The sequence below is a fragment of the Malacoplasma iowae genome, from assembly GCF_900660615.1.
GTDB lineage: Bacteria > Bacillota_I > Bacilli_A > Mycoplasmatales > Mycoplasmoidaceae > Malacoplasma > Malacoplasma iowae.
Genome location: NZ_LR215023.1, coordinates 539,085 through 556,927 on the forward strand (window position 1 = coordinate 539,085; position 17,843 = coordinate 556,927).

General features: G+C 24.9%; 12 protein-coding genes and 1 pseudogene. All 13 read left to right on the forward strand.

Translation table 4 applies throughout. The annotated features are described in order from the left end of the window. The gene (locus EXC57_RS02170) at positions 1–1,629 is read left to right on the forward strand and encodes a hypothetical protein (RefSeq protein ID WP_129692569.1); all 1,629 of its coding nucleotides are present in this window, start codon (positions 1–3) and stop codon (positions 1,627–1,629) included. Between the two features lie 129 nt (positions 1,630–1,758). After that, positions 1,759–3,435, forward strand: a complete 1,677-nt coding sequence (locus EXC57_RS02175; RefSeq protein WP_129692570.1) for a hypothetical protein — start codon at positions 1,759–1,761, stop codon at positions 3,433–3,435. Between the two features lie 90 nt (positions 3,436–3,525). Beyond that, positions 3,526–4,647 carry an ABC transporter ATP-binding protein gene (locus EXC57_RS02180; RefSeq protein WP_129692571.1) on the forward strand — a complete coding sequence of 374 codons (1,122 nt, stop codon included), beginning with the start codon at positions 3,526–3,528 and terminating at the stop codon, positions 4,645–4,647. Then, positions 4,628–7,045: pseudogene (gene secA / locus EXC57_RS02185) on the forward strand (preprotein translocase subunit SecA); the annotation flags it as partial. The gene EXC57_RS02180 and the pseudogene secA, both read left to right, overlap by 20 nt. A 1,236-nt stretch (positions 7,046–8,281) precedes the next feature. Then, positions 8,282–9,487: a glucosamine-6-phosphate deaminase gene (locus EXC57_RS02190; RefSeq protein WP_004025467.1), complete on the forward strand. Its 1,206-nt coding sequence runs from the start codon at positions 8,282–8,284 to the stop codon at positions 9,485–9,487. Positions 9,488–9,610: 123 nt separating this feature from the next. After that, on the forward strand, positions 9,611–10,585 hold the full coding sequence (locus EXC57_RS02195; RefSeq protein WP_129692495.1) for an IS30 family transposase: 975 nt from the start codon (positions 9,611–9,613) through the stop codon (positions 10,583–10,585). 199 nt (positions 10,586–10,784) lie between these two features. Continuing rightward, positions 10,785–11,909 (forward strand): IMP dehydrogenase, encoded by a 1,125-nt coding sequence (gene guaB, locus EXC57_RS02200; RefSeq protein ID WP_004024835.1) that lies wholly within the window; start codon positions 10,785–10,787, stop codon positions 11,907–11,909. A gap of 20 nt (positions 11,910–11,929) precedes the next feature. Then, positions 11,930–13,462: a glutamine-hydrolyzing GMP synthase gene (gene guaA / locus EXC57_RS02205; protein ID WP_004024834.1), complete on the forward strand. Its 1,533-nt coding sequence runs from the start codon at positions 11,930–11,932 to the stop codon at positions 13,460–13,462. 11 nt (positions 13,463–13,473) lie between these two features. Next, the gene (locus EXC57_RS02210) at positions 13,474–14,223 is read left to right on the forward strand and encodes a hypothetical protein (RefSeq protein WP_004024833.1); all 750 of its coding nucleotides are present in this window, start codon (positions 13,474–13,476) and stop codon (positions 14,221–14,223) included. A gap of 100 nt (positions 14,224–14,323) precedes the next feature. Beyond that, positions 14,324–14,917: a YqeG family HAD IIIA-type phosphatase gene (locus EXC57_RS02215; protein ID WP_004024832.1), complete on the forward strand. Its 594-nt coding sequence runs from the start codon at positions 14,324–14,326 to the stop codon at positions 14,915–14,917. Beyond that, positions 14,898–15,986: a GTPase gene (locus EXC57_RS02220; RefSeq protein WP_004024831.1), complete on the forward strand. Its 1,089-nt coding sequence runs from the start codon at positions 14,898–14,900 to the stop codon at positions 15,984–15,986. The genes EXC57_RS02215 and EXC57_RS02220 overlap by 20 nt, the downstream gene beginning before the upstream one ends. An 11-nt stretch (positions 15,987–15,997) precedes the next feature. After that, a complete protein-coding gene (locus tag EXC57_RS02225) occupies positions 15,998–17,041 on the forward strand; it encodes a nicotinate-nucleotide adenylyltransferase (RefSeq protein ID WP_129692573.1) in 1,044 nt (347 codons plus the stop codon). After that, positions 17,031–17,756 carry a 5'-methylthioadenosine/S-adenosylhomocysteine nucleosidase gene (gene mtnN, locus EXC57_RS02230; protein ID WP_129692574.1) on the forward strand — a complete coding sequence of 242 codons (726 nt, stop codon included), beginning with the start codon at positions 17,031–17,033 and terminating at the stop codon, positions 17,754–17,756. The genes EXC57_RS02225 and mtnN overlap by 11 nt, the downstream gene beginning before the upstream one ends. Positions 17,757–17,843 lie beyond the last annotated feature (87 nt).

Genomic DNA, 17,843 nt, shown 5'->3' on the forward strand with positions numbered 1-17,843 from the left:
ATGAAAAAGAAATTTAAGAAAATTTTTTCTTCTGTTTTTGCAAGCAGTATCATATCAGTCTCTTCTGTTTTATCTCTTAATCTTTTTTTAGCAAACAGTAAAATTAATTATCAATCTCAACAAGCTGTAGTATCTAAAAATGCAGCTGAAAAAGAAGCTAATAGTAAAGAAATTACAGGTTTTAATTCTTATGATGCAATTGTTAATGAACCTACATTTGAAAACATTCAAACTAATTTAGGTTTTTTTGGTAAGACACAAAATAATCAGAAAATAGTATTAACATCTTTAGATGGACTTATTATCTGAGAGTTGGATTTAGTAAATGATCCTTCATTAAAACAATATTATAATGTTGCATACTCAGTTAATGATATTAGTTCTTACAAAATGCATTCTTGAACTTATATTCAATCTTCAAAAAAACTTGTTGTATTGTTTGGTACAGCTGACAATAAAAATATGTCAGTTTTTGCTATTGATGCTGATTTTGGGAAATTATATTTACCTTATAGTGTGAATAATGCTGCTAATGGTATAACAAACAATATTGCAACTGTTAAAGAAGGTTCAAATTTTATTAATCAACTTTCTAATGGGAATATTTTTGTATCTAAAAAAGGAAAAGAATCAGAAGTTATTCAAAATAGAACAATTGTTAAAGTTTCAAGTAGTGGTATTGTAAGATTAGATCCATCATTTAATATGATTACATCAACTGGTGATGATCATTTGTTATATGTAATTCCTGGTAAAGCAAATAGCAATATTAATTTAGCAGTGTTTTTAGATTCTTCAAACAAATATAAAGCAACCCTTGTTAATGATGATTTATTGGGTATTACAAAAAATGATAATTCTTCGAGGATAGAAATTGATTTAAGTATTAATTTTGAAGCTGGCGAAGGTTTTGATAGTTATGATAAATTACCAAATTTTGGTTTTCACTACACAAAAAATGATGGTTCAAATTCTTTTGTTGTAGCAACTGTTGGAACAAATTCAAATGTTATAGTTGTTAATTATGATACTAATAATCAAACTTTATCAAAAGGTCCTAGTGTTTCACTTTCTACAAAAGATGGTGGAGATTATGCCAAGTATATTTCATATGATTTAACAAATAATAGATTATATATTTCAAATTCAAAGTCTAAAAATGGAAGTGTTATTTCTTATGTTGATATAGTTAATTCTGGAAATAATTTAAATTCTAGAGTTATTTTGAATAAAGTTCTTCCATCAGGGTCTGATGGAAGAATTGAAAACCCATTGATAATTGCACCAATAAATGGATTTACAAACACTAATCCACCTTTTGTTTTTATGGATAAAACTCAAGATAATAAATTGTTTTCAATAAAATCTAATAATATAGGTGTTATTGAACAAAATCCATTAAAGTTCAATAAATGAAGCGACCCTGTTTCTGAATTTAAAAAAGACCCAAGTTTTAAAGAAAAAATGCCTTCTAGTTTTCAAACTAATGATTTAACTAAATTTTTAAAATTTTCTAGTAATACATCAACAAATAATAGCACAATAACTGTTTCAGTTAATAATATTAAACCAAGTAATGATTTTGGTACATTAGATTATAATTACTTAGTAACATACACAAATTGATAAAATGGTGCAAAGAACCAATTTTCTATACCAGTTCATATTGAAGGATTTTATAATTACAGCAAAATTAATTTAAATTTTGTGACAATTGATACAGAAGAAAATCATACTAAATTTGAAGCAATAAATAATTTGAAAAAAACAAAAAGAGCAAGTCAAGTAACAAAACAAGATATTATAGACAATTTTATTGTTACAGATATAAAAGATAAAAATAATGCTAATTACACAGTTAAAGATAGTGAAATAACTTTAACTACATCTGATAATGATTACACATTAAATGTGAGTATTAAATTAAATAAGAATAATTTTCCAACAGGTATTCCTGATTCAAAATTAAGCTTTTCACAATCTTTTTCTGGTTTCATGTCATTAGATGGTTATGATTCTCATTTTCTAACAGACGAAGAACAGGATAGTTATCAAAATATTAGATTATACAAACAAAGTAGATATGCAACTGATCTTTCTAAATTATCAGAAGAAGCTGATAAAACCAAATTAAAGAATCAAGGTAAAAAAGAAATATTAGATAACTTTGTAACATTGGGTACAATGTATGATAGAAATCCTGAAAATTGGGAAATAAAAGTTTCTAACGCAAGTATATATACTGGTCAAATAACAATTGATTCTATTAAATATATAAAAACTGGATTGCCAAATACTTTCCCAGAGGATAGAAAAACAATTATAAAAAGTCCAGTTACAATAAGTGGTTTTAAAATTATTCAAGAAAACTATAATATTAACTTAAATATAGAAAACTATTATGGAATAAAAAAACCAAGTGAAGTTTGAAAAGAATGAGAAGATGCTGTTAATAATAATACTGATTTAAAAAATACAACACTTGGAAGTTATTTAAAATTTCCATTAGTTGATGATTTAAAAAATTTAAATATAAATGCATCTAATTTAAATACTGCTGATAATGATAAAAGACTTAATTTAGAAATCTCAATAAAAGATAAGGCGCCAACAAATGTATATCTTGATGGTCAACAAGTTAAGTTTAATGATGAATTAAAAAATGCTATTAATCAATCATATCCAAATATTTATCCTTATAAAGTTAGTTGAAGTATCTCAACTAGAAATTATGATTTTTCATGAAATGTTCCAAGTCAAGAGGATGGGATTAAGGTTTCAGTTAATAGATTAGAAGTTGATTTAGAAAAAGCCAATTCAATTGGAAACATTAATAAAAATATGTATGCAAATCAAGTGAATGATGAAGATGTTATAAACTTAATATCTCTTGAAAATTATGAAATTGGTAATGACTTAAAAATTATTAAAAATAATACATCCGGAGTGATTGTTGCAACTTTCTCATTAGTACAAGCAGGGCAACAAAATTATAATTTATTTAGCTCAAATCAAAAATCAGATTCTGGTTCCGGATTAAATACAAAAACTATATTGATAACTAATTTCAAAATTCCATTAAGTCCAATAACTCAATATGCTTTAATATTATCTTTATCAATTGCAGCTGTTGTTTTATTTATAATTGTAGTTTCAATTATTATCAAAAAAAGATCAAGTCATTATTCAAACCCATTAGTAACAAATGATCTAAATCTTTCTAAACGAAATCAAAAAATGATTAAAAAACAACAAGAACAAAAAGGATTAGATAAAGATTTCTTAAAAGAAGTAAAAGAAAATCAAGAAGTAAAATTCACAACTAAAAAGCAAGATAATGTTGCTAAAGATGATTTTAAATTAAATTCATTTGCTGATTCTTTAAAAGAAAAGAAAAATAGAAAAAAGAAAAACAAATTCTTATCAAAACTTTAAAGCAAGGGTCGCCTTGCTTTTTTTATTTAAAAGAGTTTAACTATTTTTCTTTATAATTTATAATTAATAAGAAATAAACCAGGTAAGATTATGAATTCTATAACAACTAAAAATGAATCTAAAGAAATAATTGTTAACAATATAAATATAAAAGAAAAAAAATCTGAATTAAAAGATAGTAAAGTTCAAAATAATAAAAAAAGCAAAATAGAATTTGTAAGTAAATTTAAAGAAGATGATGCTAAAGAAATAAAGAGAAATGAAATTATCAAAAACATTAATACTCTTTTTGAATCTATAAACAAAATACAAGGTAGTGGTAAAAAAGAGGATATGAAAAAAGTTAAAAAATATTATAAAAATATTTTTAAACTTATTAAAAAATTAGAAAAAATAAAACTTAAAAGACAATTTTCAGCACTTCCAAATGATTTAATTATTGAGTTAAATGGAGTTTATAAATATTACACTTCTCCAACTATGACAACCATGATTCTTAAAAATATTGATTTAGTTGTTAATAAAGGTGACTTTGTTGTTATATTGGGTCCAAGTGGTTCTGGTAAAACAACATTAATGAATTTAATTTCTGGAATTGATAAACCAACATATGGTCAAGTAAATGTTGCAGGATTTGAACTTCATAATCTAAGTAATAAAAATTTAACTTCTTTTAGAAAAGATGTAATAGGTTATGTTTTCCAAAGGTATGGATTATTACCAAACCTTACAGTTTTTGAAAATGTATTAATGGGTTCTTATTTAGGAAAAGACACATATTCAGAACAAAAATTTAAAGAAGACATTGATAGAAATGTTGATGCTAAAAATTTTTATAGCGGGAAAGAAAATGAGATCATATCAAAAATTATAGACACTGTTGGTTTAACAGAGCAAACAAATAAATATCCATATGAATTATCTGGTGGTCAAAAACAAAGAACATCAATTGCAAGAACAATTGCAAAAAACCCATTAATTATTTTTGGAGATGAACCAACAGCTGCTGTAGATGAGAAAATGTCAAAAGCAATTATTGATTCTTTTGTTAGAATAAATGATGTATTAAAAACTACAATTGTAATGATTACACATTATGAAAGAATTGCAAATTATGCAAATAGAGTGGTCTATCTTTTGGATGGAGTTATAAACAAAGTGGTTGAAAAGCAAAGAGGAGAGGTTATATTTGATGAAAATAAAAAAGCTTAAAAAAAGAAGTAAGATACTTGTCAAAGCAAAAGTTATAGCTGAACAAGTAGAAATGAATCGTGAAGAATATTCAAAACTTTCTATAAAAGATCTAAAGATTAGAACAGACTATTTAATCAATGGTATAAAAGAAAATAAATTCGATATTGATGATATAGTTGTTGATGCTTTCTCTATTGCTAGAGAAATAATCTTTAGAGTTTATGGAATGTTAACTTATCCTGTACAAATGATGGGTGCATATGTTGCTCATTGTGGTGACTTTGCTGAAATGTATACAGGTGAAGGTAAGACTGTAACTATTATGTTAGTTTCATTTTTAAATGCATTAGCAAAACGTGGTGTGCATGTTGTTACGGTTAATGAATATTTAGTTCAACGTGATGCTGAAATTGCTGCAAAAGCTTTCGAACCTCTTGGAATAACTGTTGGTTATAACACTTCTCAACTTGCAAAAGAAGTTAAAAAGGAAATGTTTGCTAGAGATATAACATATACAACTAACTCAGAGTTAGGTTTTGATTATCTTAGAGATAACATGGTTAGAAGTATATCTGAAAAAGTTATTAGGGAATTATTTTTTGTCATTATTGATGAGGGTGATTCTGTTTTAATTGATGAAGCTAGAACACCATTGATTATTTCAGGGATGCCAAAAGAAGATTATTCTCTTTATCTTGATGTTGATAAAATTGTTTCATCTTTAAAACCAGAAGATTATTTTATTGATCTTGAATCAAATACTATTTCTTTAACAGATACTGGTACTCAAAAAGTTGAGTCATTTTTTAATTTAAAAAATTTATATTCAGTTGAATCAAGTGAAATTGTTCATAAAGTTACTAATGCACTAGTTGCACACTATGTGTTTGCTAATGGTAGAGAATATATTGTTAAAGATAATAAAATTTATTTAGTAGACCAATTTACAGGTCGGGTACTTGAAGGTAGAAGTTATAATGCTGGTTTACAACAAGCAATTCAAGCAAAAGAAAGAGTGCAAATTGAACCAGAAAATGTTGTAATGGCAACTATTACATATCAATCTTTTTTCAGATTATATAAAAGATTATCTGCTTTTAGTGGTACAGCAATGACTGAATCAGAAGAGTTTTTAAAAATATATAATATGGTTGTTGTTAGAATTCCAACAAATAAACCAATTATTAGAATCGATAAACCAGATTATATTTTTGGTACTAAAGAAGTTAAATGAAATCACGTTATTGAAGAAATAGTTAGACGTCACAAAACAGGGCAACCTATTCTTGTTGGTACATCATCAGTTTCAGATTCTGAATTAATTCATCAAAGATTAAAAGAAATGAAAATACCTCATGAAGTGTTGAATGCTCGTGATAATTCAAAAGAAGCTGAAATTGTTAAAAGAGGTGGTCAACTTGGAGCTATAACAATTTCAACTAACATGGCTGGTCGTGGTACTGATATTAAAGTAGCACCAGAATGTTTAAAACTTGGTGGTTTATATGTAATTGGTACAGAACGTCATGAATCAAGAAGAATTGACAACCAATTACGTGGTAGAACTGGACGTCAAGGTGACCCTGGTGAATCTAGATTTTTTACTTCACTTGAAGATAGTATTTTCAAAAGATTTGCAAGTGATAGATATGAAAAGGCTGCTCAAAAACTTGAAAATGAATTCCATGATTGAACTTTCTTTACATCATTTTTAAATAGAACACAAAAGAAAATTGAAGGTTTAAATTTTGATGTTAGAAAAAACTTAATGGATTATGATCATGTTTTATCTTTACAAAGAGAACTTGTATATAAACAACGTGATCAAATTTTATTGGAAACAAAAAATTTGGGTATCTTAAGCAATATGGCTAAAGAGTATGCAACAGATTTGGTATATCAAAATAAAAATGTTGATAACTCAGCTATTATTGACCATATTAAATTATGTGAATTAATTAATAGTAAGTTTTTAAAATTTGAATATTTTAAACCAGAAGATTTTGAGGGTTTAGTATTAAATGATGCTAGAGATGTTTTAGTTAATATTTTTAATACAATTGTTGAAACAAAAGCAAATATTTTAAAAGAAATTAATGCTTTAAATGTTATTGGTGAAATTTTACTTGTTAATCTAGATCAAAAATGAACAACACATATTGATAAGATGACTAAACTTAGAGAGGGTGTTAATTTAAGATCGCTTGAACAAAGAAGTCCTTTAAACATCTATATTGAAGATGGTAACAACCTATTTGAAAAAATGAAGAGTGATGTTGTAAGGGATGTAATTAATGGGATATGTGACTTAAATCTTCCTAATGAATCTAATGAAATAACAGAAGCATTACAAAAAAATAATGTTAAAGATATTTCTAAAAAAAAAATGATTGAACAGCCAACCCAAGAAAACAATCTGAATTTAAACAATTATGATAATGAAATTAATGAAGAAGAACTTAATCAATATGAATTATTTATAGAAACTCCAGAAACTCCAGAGAAATTTAAAGATGTTGATCCAGAATCTCTTGTTCCAAATTATTTAATTGGTGAGGATGGAGATGTTGTCGATATTAAAAATATTGAAGAAACAACAACAACTGAAGAACCTAATTTAGATTCATATTATGAAAACTATATAGAAGATAGTGATTATTCAAGTTATGACCAATTTGATGATAACTTAAATAACAATGATTTCTATGAAGCTCAACCTAATATCGATGAATACAAAGATGACTATAAATTTAAATTCAATGACATATTTAAAGAAGAAGAACCAAAAAAAGACAAAGTTGTTGATCAAAATTATTTTGATAAACCATATTTAAAAATTGACCAAGTTTTAGAAGATGTTGTTAATGATAGTGAAAAAGAAACTTTAATGGATAAAAATTATGTCCCATTAGACAAATTAATTTCTAATCTTTCAGGAAATAACATTGATGTAAATAATATTGAAACTGATGCTAATCAAAATCATGATTTTTTACAAGATAATCAATATGATTATGAACTTAGTGAAAATGAGATCTATACAAGCAAAAGAGTTTTAGATTTAGAATATGATGATAAATTAAAAGACTTATCTTTATGGGAAGACGAAAAAGAAAGACTTAATGTTTTGTTTGGTGATAACAACAATGAAGTGCAGGAAGAAATTGATGAGTTTGACAGAATGTTATTAGAAGATGATGGTACAAATACATTTGTTGAAAGTATTGAAAACAAATCTATAATGAATTCTTTATCAAATAGTGATGAAAATAATATAGAGAAACAAAAAGAACTTAACCAAAATAAAGATACATCATATTATAGCCCTGCTTCTTTATCTAAAATAATCATTGATAAAGACAACATAGCAGATATTCCAAAAGATCAACTAAAGAAAAATCCCAATACAGATGAAGTTGATTATGAAACACTGTTTAGAAGTTTTAAAATTGAACCTAATCATTTAAAAAATGATACTGAAATAATTAAAGAAATTGTAAATAATAATAAGAAAATTTTAAAAAATAAAAAAACTTTTAATCAAGAAATTATTGATAATTTAAATGGAAAAAAATAGTTTTTACTAATATTGATTGTATAATTATATTGTTGTTTTTTAAATTACATTTTGTGAAAGAGAGAATAAATTATCATGCAAAATAATAATTCTATAAGACCAAAATTTTTAGTTTTTCCAGAAATTAAGTATGCAGCTAAACATGTTGCTAATTTAGTTTTAGAACAAATTAAAGCAAATTCTTATTCAGTTCTTGGTTTACCAACTGGAGGAACACCTGTTACTGTTTATAAAGAACTTATAAATTTATTTAATCAAAATAAAGTCAGTTTTAAAAATGTAACAACTTTTAACCTTGATGAATATATTGGATTAAGCGAAGCAGATTATGCTAATACTTATAGATGCTTCATGAAAAATAACTTCTTTGATTTTGTAGATATAAATCCATCAAATATTTATTTTCCAGCAAGTTATACAGATCCTGAAAACTGTGTTGCTGATTATACAGTTTATGATAATTTGATAGCTTCTAAAAACTATATGGACTTACTTATTTTAGGTGTTGGTGAAAATGGACATATTGGTTTTAATGAACCATTTACAGACATTAATTCAAGAACTCATCTTACTTCTTTAACAGAAAATACAATTAGAAATAATAGTCAATATATTGCACCAAATACTAAAACACCAGTTCAAGCTGTAACTATGGGATTAAGTACAATTTTATCAGCTAAAAAAATTGTTTTAATTGCTTTTGGTGCTAAAAAAGCAACAGCATTAAGTAAGTTGTTTTTTGCAAGAGAATTTGATCAAGAGTTTCCTATCACAAGTTTAATTAACAATCCTAACGTTACTATTATTTGTGATAAAGATGCTGCAAGTGCAATAATGTCAAAAAGAATTGATCATAACGGACAAAAAATGGATAGTTCTTATCAACAACAAACAAATCAAAATCTTAATAATTTTGTTAATCCAAATGTTAATGATCCAAATATGAATAATAATACTAATAATAATTTTGGACAATATGATCAATACAATAATCAAAACTTGCAATATAATGATGGCAATTTTGATCAAGGTTATAACAACATGCATCAACAAGATTACAACTATAATGATCAATATTATGATCCAAACGGATATAACCAAAATTATGGTTATCAATATGATAATGCTTATGATCAAAACTATGATAATTCATATGACCAAAATCAAGCATATGCTAATCAACAATATGATGGTTATCAAGATGGTCAATATGATTATGATGGACAATACCAAGACCAACAATACTACAACAACACTAATGGTGGTCAACAACAGCAATAATGAATTTATTTCATTATTGCTCGATTGACATGTGAAGTGCAACACTCAAAAAAGAGTGTGCACTTCATTTGTTTTGTTTGTAAGTGTTCACTAATAAAAAGATAATGAATATTAGGAGTGCTTATGAAAACTTATAAACATTTAACAAAAGAAGAAAGATGCTTAATTTATTTTCTTTGAAATAAAGAAAAATATTCTATGAATAAGATTGCAAAAATCTTAAATAAAAACAAATCAACAATATCAAGAGAATTAAAAAGAAACACATCTTCAACAGGGATTTATTATTCATCAACTGCTCACAAAAAATACATTAGAAGAAAATCAAATTGTCATATGTTTTTTATGTTGAAGTACAAAAACTTCACAGATCTTTTTATTCAAAAATTTAATCCTAAATCTCATGGTGTAGAAGCTACAATTTTTTGAATAAAAGAAAACTATCCGTTAGTTAAAGTTCCAAGTGCTAGGCAAGTATTTAGATGAATCAATAGCAAGATTTGAAAGATACAAAGAAGAGATTGTTTAAGAAGAAAATATGTTAAAGGAAAAAGAAGAAAAATAGGTATATTTTCTAAAATTGATGGAAAATACTGCATTCCTTATAGTCTAAGACCAGAAAAGATAAACAATAGAAAAGAATTTGGACATTGAGAAGCTGATCTAATAGTTAGTAAAAGGCAAAGTGGTTATTACCACTTATTGACATTAGTGGAAAGAAAAACAAGGTTGGCAATTATTAGAAAAATAAAAGGGAAGAACGCTAGATCAATGATGGCTAAAATGTATACCATTATTCGAGATGAAAAACTCCCAATAAAAAGCATCACTGTTGATAATGGGTTAGAGTTTCAAATGATGGGAATAACTGCAAAACAATTCAACTTTAAAGTTTATTATTGCCAACCTTATTCTTCATTCCAAAGAGGGTCCAACGAGAACATAAATGGGATAGTTAGAAGATGATATAAAAAAGGAACTGACTTCAGTTTAGTAAGTGAAGATAAAATAAAAACTCTTGAATGAAAAGTAAACAACATCCCAAGAAAAATGTTTGGTTATAAAACAGCTTACCAAATGTATCAAGAAAATATTTAAAACAAAAAAACTCTCAACTTATATTTCAAAGTCGAGAGTTTAATGTAACATTGAAGTGTTGCACTTCACATGTCAGTTAGGGAATAATGAATTTATTTCATTATTGTTTTTTTATTATTTATCTTTTGTTACTTTTTAAATTAAATCCAATGGCATAATATATAATAAACTTTGATTAGTGTTAGATGAGGTTTTAATTATGAAAAGAAAATTTTTTGTAACAGCTTATACTTTTGATGATTTGTTATTGGTTCCAAACTATTCTTCAATTCTTCCAAAAGATACTAGTTTAAAAACTAAATTAACTAAAAGAATTAGTTTGAATATTCCAATTATTTCAGCTGCTATGGATACAGTTACTTCATATGAAATGGCTATAACTATGACATTACTTGGTGGTGTTGGAGTAATTCATAAAAATATGTCAGTTGATGAACAATCTAACATTGTTAAACAGTTAAAAAATTATGTTGTTGATACTGAAAAATATCCTAATGTATGTTTAACTACAGATAATAAATTATTAACAGCAGCAGGAATTGGTGTATCATCTGATGTCAATGAAAGAGTTAGTGCTTTAGTTGATGCAGGGGTAGATGTATTGTTTATTGATTCAGCACATGGACATACATTTAATGTAATTGAACTTTTAAAAAAATTAAAATCTACTTATCCACATATTGATGTTGTAGCTGGAAATATTGCAACAGGAGTTGCTGCTGAACAATTAATAGAAGCTGGTGCTGATGCAATTAAAGTTGGTATAGGTCCAGGTAGTATTTGTACAACAAGAGTTGTTAGTGGAATAGGGGTTCCACAAATGACAGCTATCTTTGATTGTTATGAGGTTGCTTCAAAATATAATGTACCTATTATAGCAGATGGTGGAATAAGATATTCGGGTGATATGGTGAAGGCTTTAGCTGGTGGTGCTGATGTTGTTATGGTTGGTTCTTTACTAGCTGGTACTGATGAAGCTCCTGGTGAAAAAATAATAATTAATAATAAAGAATATAAACAATATCGTGGTATGGGAAGTTTAAGCGCTATGCAAAAAGGTAGTGCTGATAGATACTTTCAATCTAATAATCAAAAATTTGTTCCTGAAGGAATTGAAAGCTTAATTCCATATAGAGGTAAAACAGAAGATATAGTTTATCAAATGACAGGCGGCATTAGAAGTGGTTTAGCATATTGTGGAAGTGTTGATTTAAAAATGCTAAAAGAAAAAGCTAATTTTATTGTCCAAACAGTTAATGGACTTAAAGAAGCTCATCCGCATGATTTAGAAATTATAAAAGAATCACCTAATTATTCAAAATAAAATTAATAAGGAATAAAAATATGAAACATGATTTAGTTTTAATTTTAGATTTTGGGGGACAATACACTCAACTTATAGCAAGAAGAATTAGAGAGTGTAATGTTTATTGTCAAATCAAACCTTTTGATATTAATATTAATGAAATTTTGCAGTTAAAACCCAAAGCAATTGTATTATCTGGTGGCCCAAGTGATGTAAATAATGATTATGGTTATCAACTAGATAAAGATTTTTGAAATAAAGTAAATGTTCCAGTTTTAGGAATTTGCTATGGTATGCAATTAATGGTTAAAAATAATGGTGGAATGGTTACAAACAATCATTCAACAGAATTTGGTAAAGTTGATATTTGCTTAAACAACCAAATTGATTTATTTTGCGATATTAAACCAAATCAAAAATGTTGAATGTCTCATAATGATTCAGTTGCTAACACAAACAATAAATTTAAAGTAATAGCTAGCACATCTAATTGTAAATTTGCTGCAGTTAAACATATTGATAAAAAATGATATGGTGTTCAATTTCATCCTGAGGTTACTCACACTCCTTTTGGAAAACAAATGATTAGTAATTTCTTATTTTTAATTTCAGATATTAATCCAACTTGAGAATCTAAATCCATTATTGAAGAACAAATTCTAAAAATAAAAGAAACAATAAAAGATAAAAAAGCAATTTGTGCACTTAGTGGTGGTGTTGATTCATTAGTTGCAGCAACACTTGTTTCAAAAGCAATTGGTGATAACTTATTGTGTGTATTTGTAGATCATGGTTTACTTAGAAAAAATGAAAAGCAAGAAGTTTTTAATATGGTAAATAAAATTGGTTTAAATGTTAAGTTTGTTAATGCAGAACAATTATTTTTAAATCAACTTAAAAATATAAAAGAGCCAGAACAAAAAAGAAAAATTATTGGTAATCTTTTTATCAAAGTATTTGAAAAAATTAAAAATGAACTTGATGAATCTTATCAATTTTTGGTACAAGGGACCATATATCCAGATATTGTTGAGAGTGGTAACAAAACAAACAAAACTATTAAATCACACCATAATGTTGGTGGTCTTCCAAAAGACATGAAATTTCAATTGGTTGAACCTTTAAAAGAATTATTTAAAGATGAAGTTAGAAATGTTGGAGTTGCTTTAAATTTACCAAAAGAAAATGTTTATAGACAACCATTCCCAGGACCAGGATTAGGTGTAAGAGTTATAGGTGAAATAACTAAAGAAAAACTTGATATCTTAAAAGAAGCTGATTATATCTTTAGAACTAAATTGTTACAATCTTGTACTAGGTTACCATGACAATATTTTGCGGTTATTTTAGATAGTAAAAGTGTTGGTGTAGTTGGTGATAATAGAGCATATGGTTACACTATTTGTTTAAGAGCTGTTGATACAGAAGATGCAATGAGCTGTGAATGAACTAAAATTGATTTAAATCTATTAGCTGAAATAAGTTCATTAATTACAAATACAATTCCAAAAGTTAATCGTGTTGTTTATGATATAACAAATAAACCACCTGGAACAATTGAATGGGAGTAACAAATTAAAAAATGATAAATGCAATTATTAAAAAAACTAATACTGAATTTGTAAATAAAAAAAATATAACAAATTTTTACACTGATGAAAGATATTATTATTTAGTTAATAATTTTATTGATAAACAATTAAAACAAAATTCCAAACTAACTTTTTTTGTTATAAGTTACATGTTTAGAAGTAACAATTATAAACATTACACTAGTTCAATTAATAGTAAGTCAATTTGAATTTGAATTGTTGATATTTTTTGTTGATTGTGTATGATTGGTTTTTTTATTTGTTTAATTACAGGTATTGCTACACCGATTGTTACAGCAATTAAAACTGTTGATATAAATAAAATAATTACAACACCATTAGCAATAGGGTTATTGGTTATAACAATAATATGTTTTTTAGTAAGTAGTTTTTATATCTATATAATGACTAAAATAGTTTCTAAAAATAAAACATTGTCAATTCAAGATTTTGTTATTAAAAAAATAAATTACTTATTGAAATTTTCATTTGTTTCAGACATTAAATCAACTTTAAAAATTAATGAAAAACAACAAGAAGCAATAATACTTGATAATATTGATAAACTTGATGCTAAAACAAAATGAAATCTTTTGTGAATTCAAAACACTTTATATTCTATTTTTAAAAACTATAATATTTATTTAAAATTTAGTAATATATCAGAATCAGAATTTGAAGAACTTTCATTAATTATAAAAAATGATTTTAATAACCTTACAATTGAAATTTTGGAATAACTAGATCAAATTTAATGATCTAGTTTTTTTATTTTTTCAAAAGTAAATCTATAATCTAATTGCTTTTAATTTTGTTTATAATTAATAATTGGAGCAAATAATGAATTTTAAAACAACATTGTGATTAAACTATTTAAGACCAAATATTTTTGTTAAAGATATTTCACATATAGATATTCACTCTCTAAAAACTAATGGAATAAAACTTGTAATATGTGATTTAGATAATACATTGGTACCCCATTTTAACAAGTTTCCCAATAAATATGTTTTTGAATTTATTAATAAAATTAAAAGAGAAGGATTACTTATTATCATTGCTTCAAATAACACAAAAAAAAGAGTTACAACTTTTGTAAATCAACTTCAAAAAACCATAAGTGTTGATGGTTTTTTATATAATTGTAAAAAACCATTTACAAGAAAAATAAAAAAAGAAATTAGTAAGTTTAATATTACATATAATGATGTTGTGGTTATAGGAGATCAATTTATTACTGATATCTTTCTTGCTAATAGACTTAAATGTAAAAGTATTTTGGTGCTTCCAATGGTTGATTCAAATAAAAGTGTTTCAAGCAATTTACTTTTAAAGATTTTAGAAAATTTTATTTATAAAAAATTACAACATGAAAAATATATAGATAACAAATTTGATAATGGAAAAATTAATGATGAAATCGAATTATTATAATAAAAAGTGTAAGGGTTGTGGACAGTTTTTTTCAAATGATATAAATAGTCCATCATATGTTATGAACCCAACAGAAAAAACATTATATTGTAAAAGATGTTTTCAAATAAAACACTATAAAAAAATTAATAATGATAATGTTGATGAAAAACATATTATTGATGTAATAAACAAAATAGATATAAAAGATAATTTTTTAATAATAATTGTTGATTTATTTGATATTTATAATACATTGATAGAACAATATAAAGATTATAGAAACAAAATTATAGTTGTTAACAAACTTAATGCTTTACCAAAGAAATTTAACTCAAATATAACTTTAGAAAAAATAAGTAAAATAGTTGATTCTAAAAACATTTTGTACAAAGATATAATTTTATATGACTCAATTGAACACATTAACATTAATAGAATATATAAGTATATAAAAGATGCTTCAAAAAATAAAAAAATAACATATGTATTTGGAAAAACAAATACAGGTAAATCATCTTTAATAAATGCATTACTTAGATTAAACAAAGAAAAAGAACTCTTAACAGTTAGTCCATATAAAAATACAACACTTAATTTATCAAAAATTTTAATTGAAAAAAATACAATAATTGATACACCTGGTATCCCAAATCATGACTCTATTTTAAATTTTGTTTCAAACAAAGATATAGATAAATTAAATAACAATATTAAATTTGTTTCTAAAAATTTTCAAATAAAAAATAATAATCAAACTTATTTTATAGAAGGTTTATGTTATCTGAATGCTAAATCAATATATGAAAATGCTAGTATTAACTTTTATGTTAAACAAAACATAAAAGTTCATAGTACAAAATTTGATAAAATTGATAATGTGTTGAAAAACCAAAATAAAATATTTAATATTGTTTTAAATCAAAAAGATATAAAATTTACTAAGCATTCATATAAACTAAATATAAATGTTAAATATAATATTTTTCTTAATGGTTTGTGTTTGGTATCACTAAAAAATATTGAAATCATTGACATATATTTACCTGAAAAAATTAATGTTTATATTACAGATAATGCTGTGATATAGAAAGGAAGACTATGAGCAAGAAAAAACTTATTATCTTTGGTGGTTCATTTGATCCAATTCATAAAGGACATTTAAAAATTGCAATCAAAGCTTTTAAAAAAATAAAAGCTAATAAACTATTTTTTGTTCCTTGTAAAAACCATCCTCAAAATAAACACCTTAGTGCTTCTGATCAACAAAGAGTTGACATGATAAAGTTAATGATAAAAGGTATTAATAATTTTGAAATATGTGAATATGAATTAGGGTTAAATGATGTTTCTTACACATTGAATACTATTAACTTTTTTAAGCAAGAATATCAAGATTATGATTTATATTTATTAATTGGTTATGACCAATTAAAAAATTTTAAATCATGACATGAATACAAACAAATTTTAGAATCAGTTAAATTAATTTGTCATAAAAGAAAAATTGAAAAAGATTCAATTATTCCTCATGATATTCCTTTTATAAAAATTGGAATGTGAAATATTAATGCTAATTCTTCATCGTTGAAAATATACCCAAAAAGCAAATTCCTTGATAAAGAAGTTGAAAAATATATAAATGAAAATGGTGTATATGCTATTGATCGTTTAAAAACTGTTATGGGTGAATATAGATTAGAACATTCTATTAGAGTGGCAGAACTTGCAAAACAAATTGCTAAAGAAAACAAGTATTACACTTTGTTAAATAAAGCATATGTCGCAGGTCTTTATCATGATTATGCCAAAGAATTTAAAGAAGATGTTGTGTTAAAATATGCCAAAAAATTAAAAATTAAAAAATTTCCTTCATGAAAAGTTCTTCATGGTCCTGTTGGAGCTTACGTTTTAAGAAAAAGATATAACATTGATGATTACCAAATTTTAACAGCTATTAAAAACCATGTAATTCCTGAAGATAAATCAATTCTTGTTAAGATTGTTTATTGTGCTGACAAGTTGGATGTTCGTGTTGATGGTGAATTACCAGAAAGAAATAAATTAATTAAAATATGTAAAAAAGATATTAATGAAGGTTTTGATTTAGTTGTTAATAAACTAAAGGAAATTTATGAAAACTAAAATCATTGGTATTATAGTTGCTTTAGAGGATGAATTACATAAATTTAAATCTATTTTTTTAAATAGCTTTAATGTTCATGTTTCTTTAAAACAAAAGTTTTACATAACATATCTTAATGACAATATGTTTGTTTTTGTTTTTTCAGGTGTTGGTAAAACAAATGCTGCAATGACAACATTGAATTTAATTAAAACATTTAACCCTAAAGCAATTATAAATGTTGGGTCTTGTGGATCTCCAAATAAAGAATCATTTATAAAAGATATTTATTTAATAAATGATTTTTATCATTTAGATGTTGATGCAACAGCATTTCAATATGAATTAGGGCAAACACCAAAAGAATTACCATATTTTTCATCAAGCAACAAACTTAATGACAAGATAATTAAAATTTTAAAAAGTAATGAATATAAATTTAAAAATGGTAAATGCGGAACAACTGATAGTTTCATTAACAAATTAAATTTTGAAAAATTTAATAACAAACTTTTTTATATGATGAATTGTCTTGATATGGAATCAGCTTCAATAGCACAAATATGTTTTAAGACAAAAATTATGTTTTCTAGTATAAAAATAGTTTCTGATAATTTATTTAATAGTGATTCAAACAATGATGTTCAATTTAATGAAAATTTAAATGATATATCAAAGATGTTAACAAACATTGTTAAATTGCTAATCAATAATATAGATTTAACTAATAATTAATTAAAAAATAAATATCTTAAGTTTATTACAAATATAGATTGCAATTCTTGTTTTGGTAAAACTTAAGATATTTTTTTATATCTATAA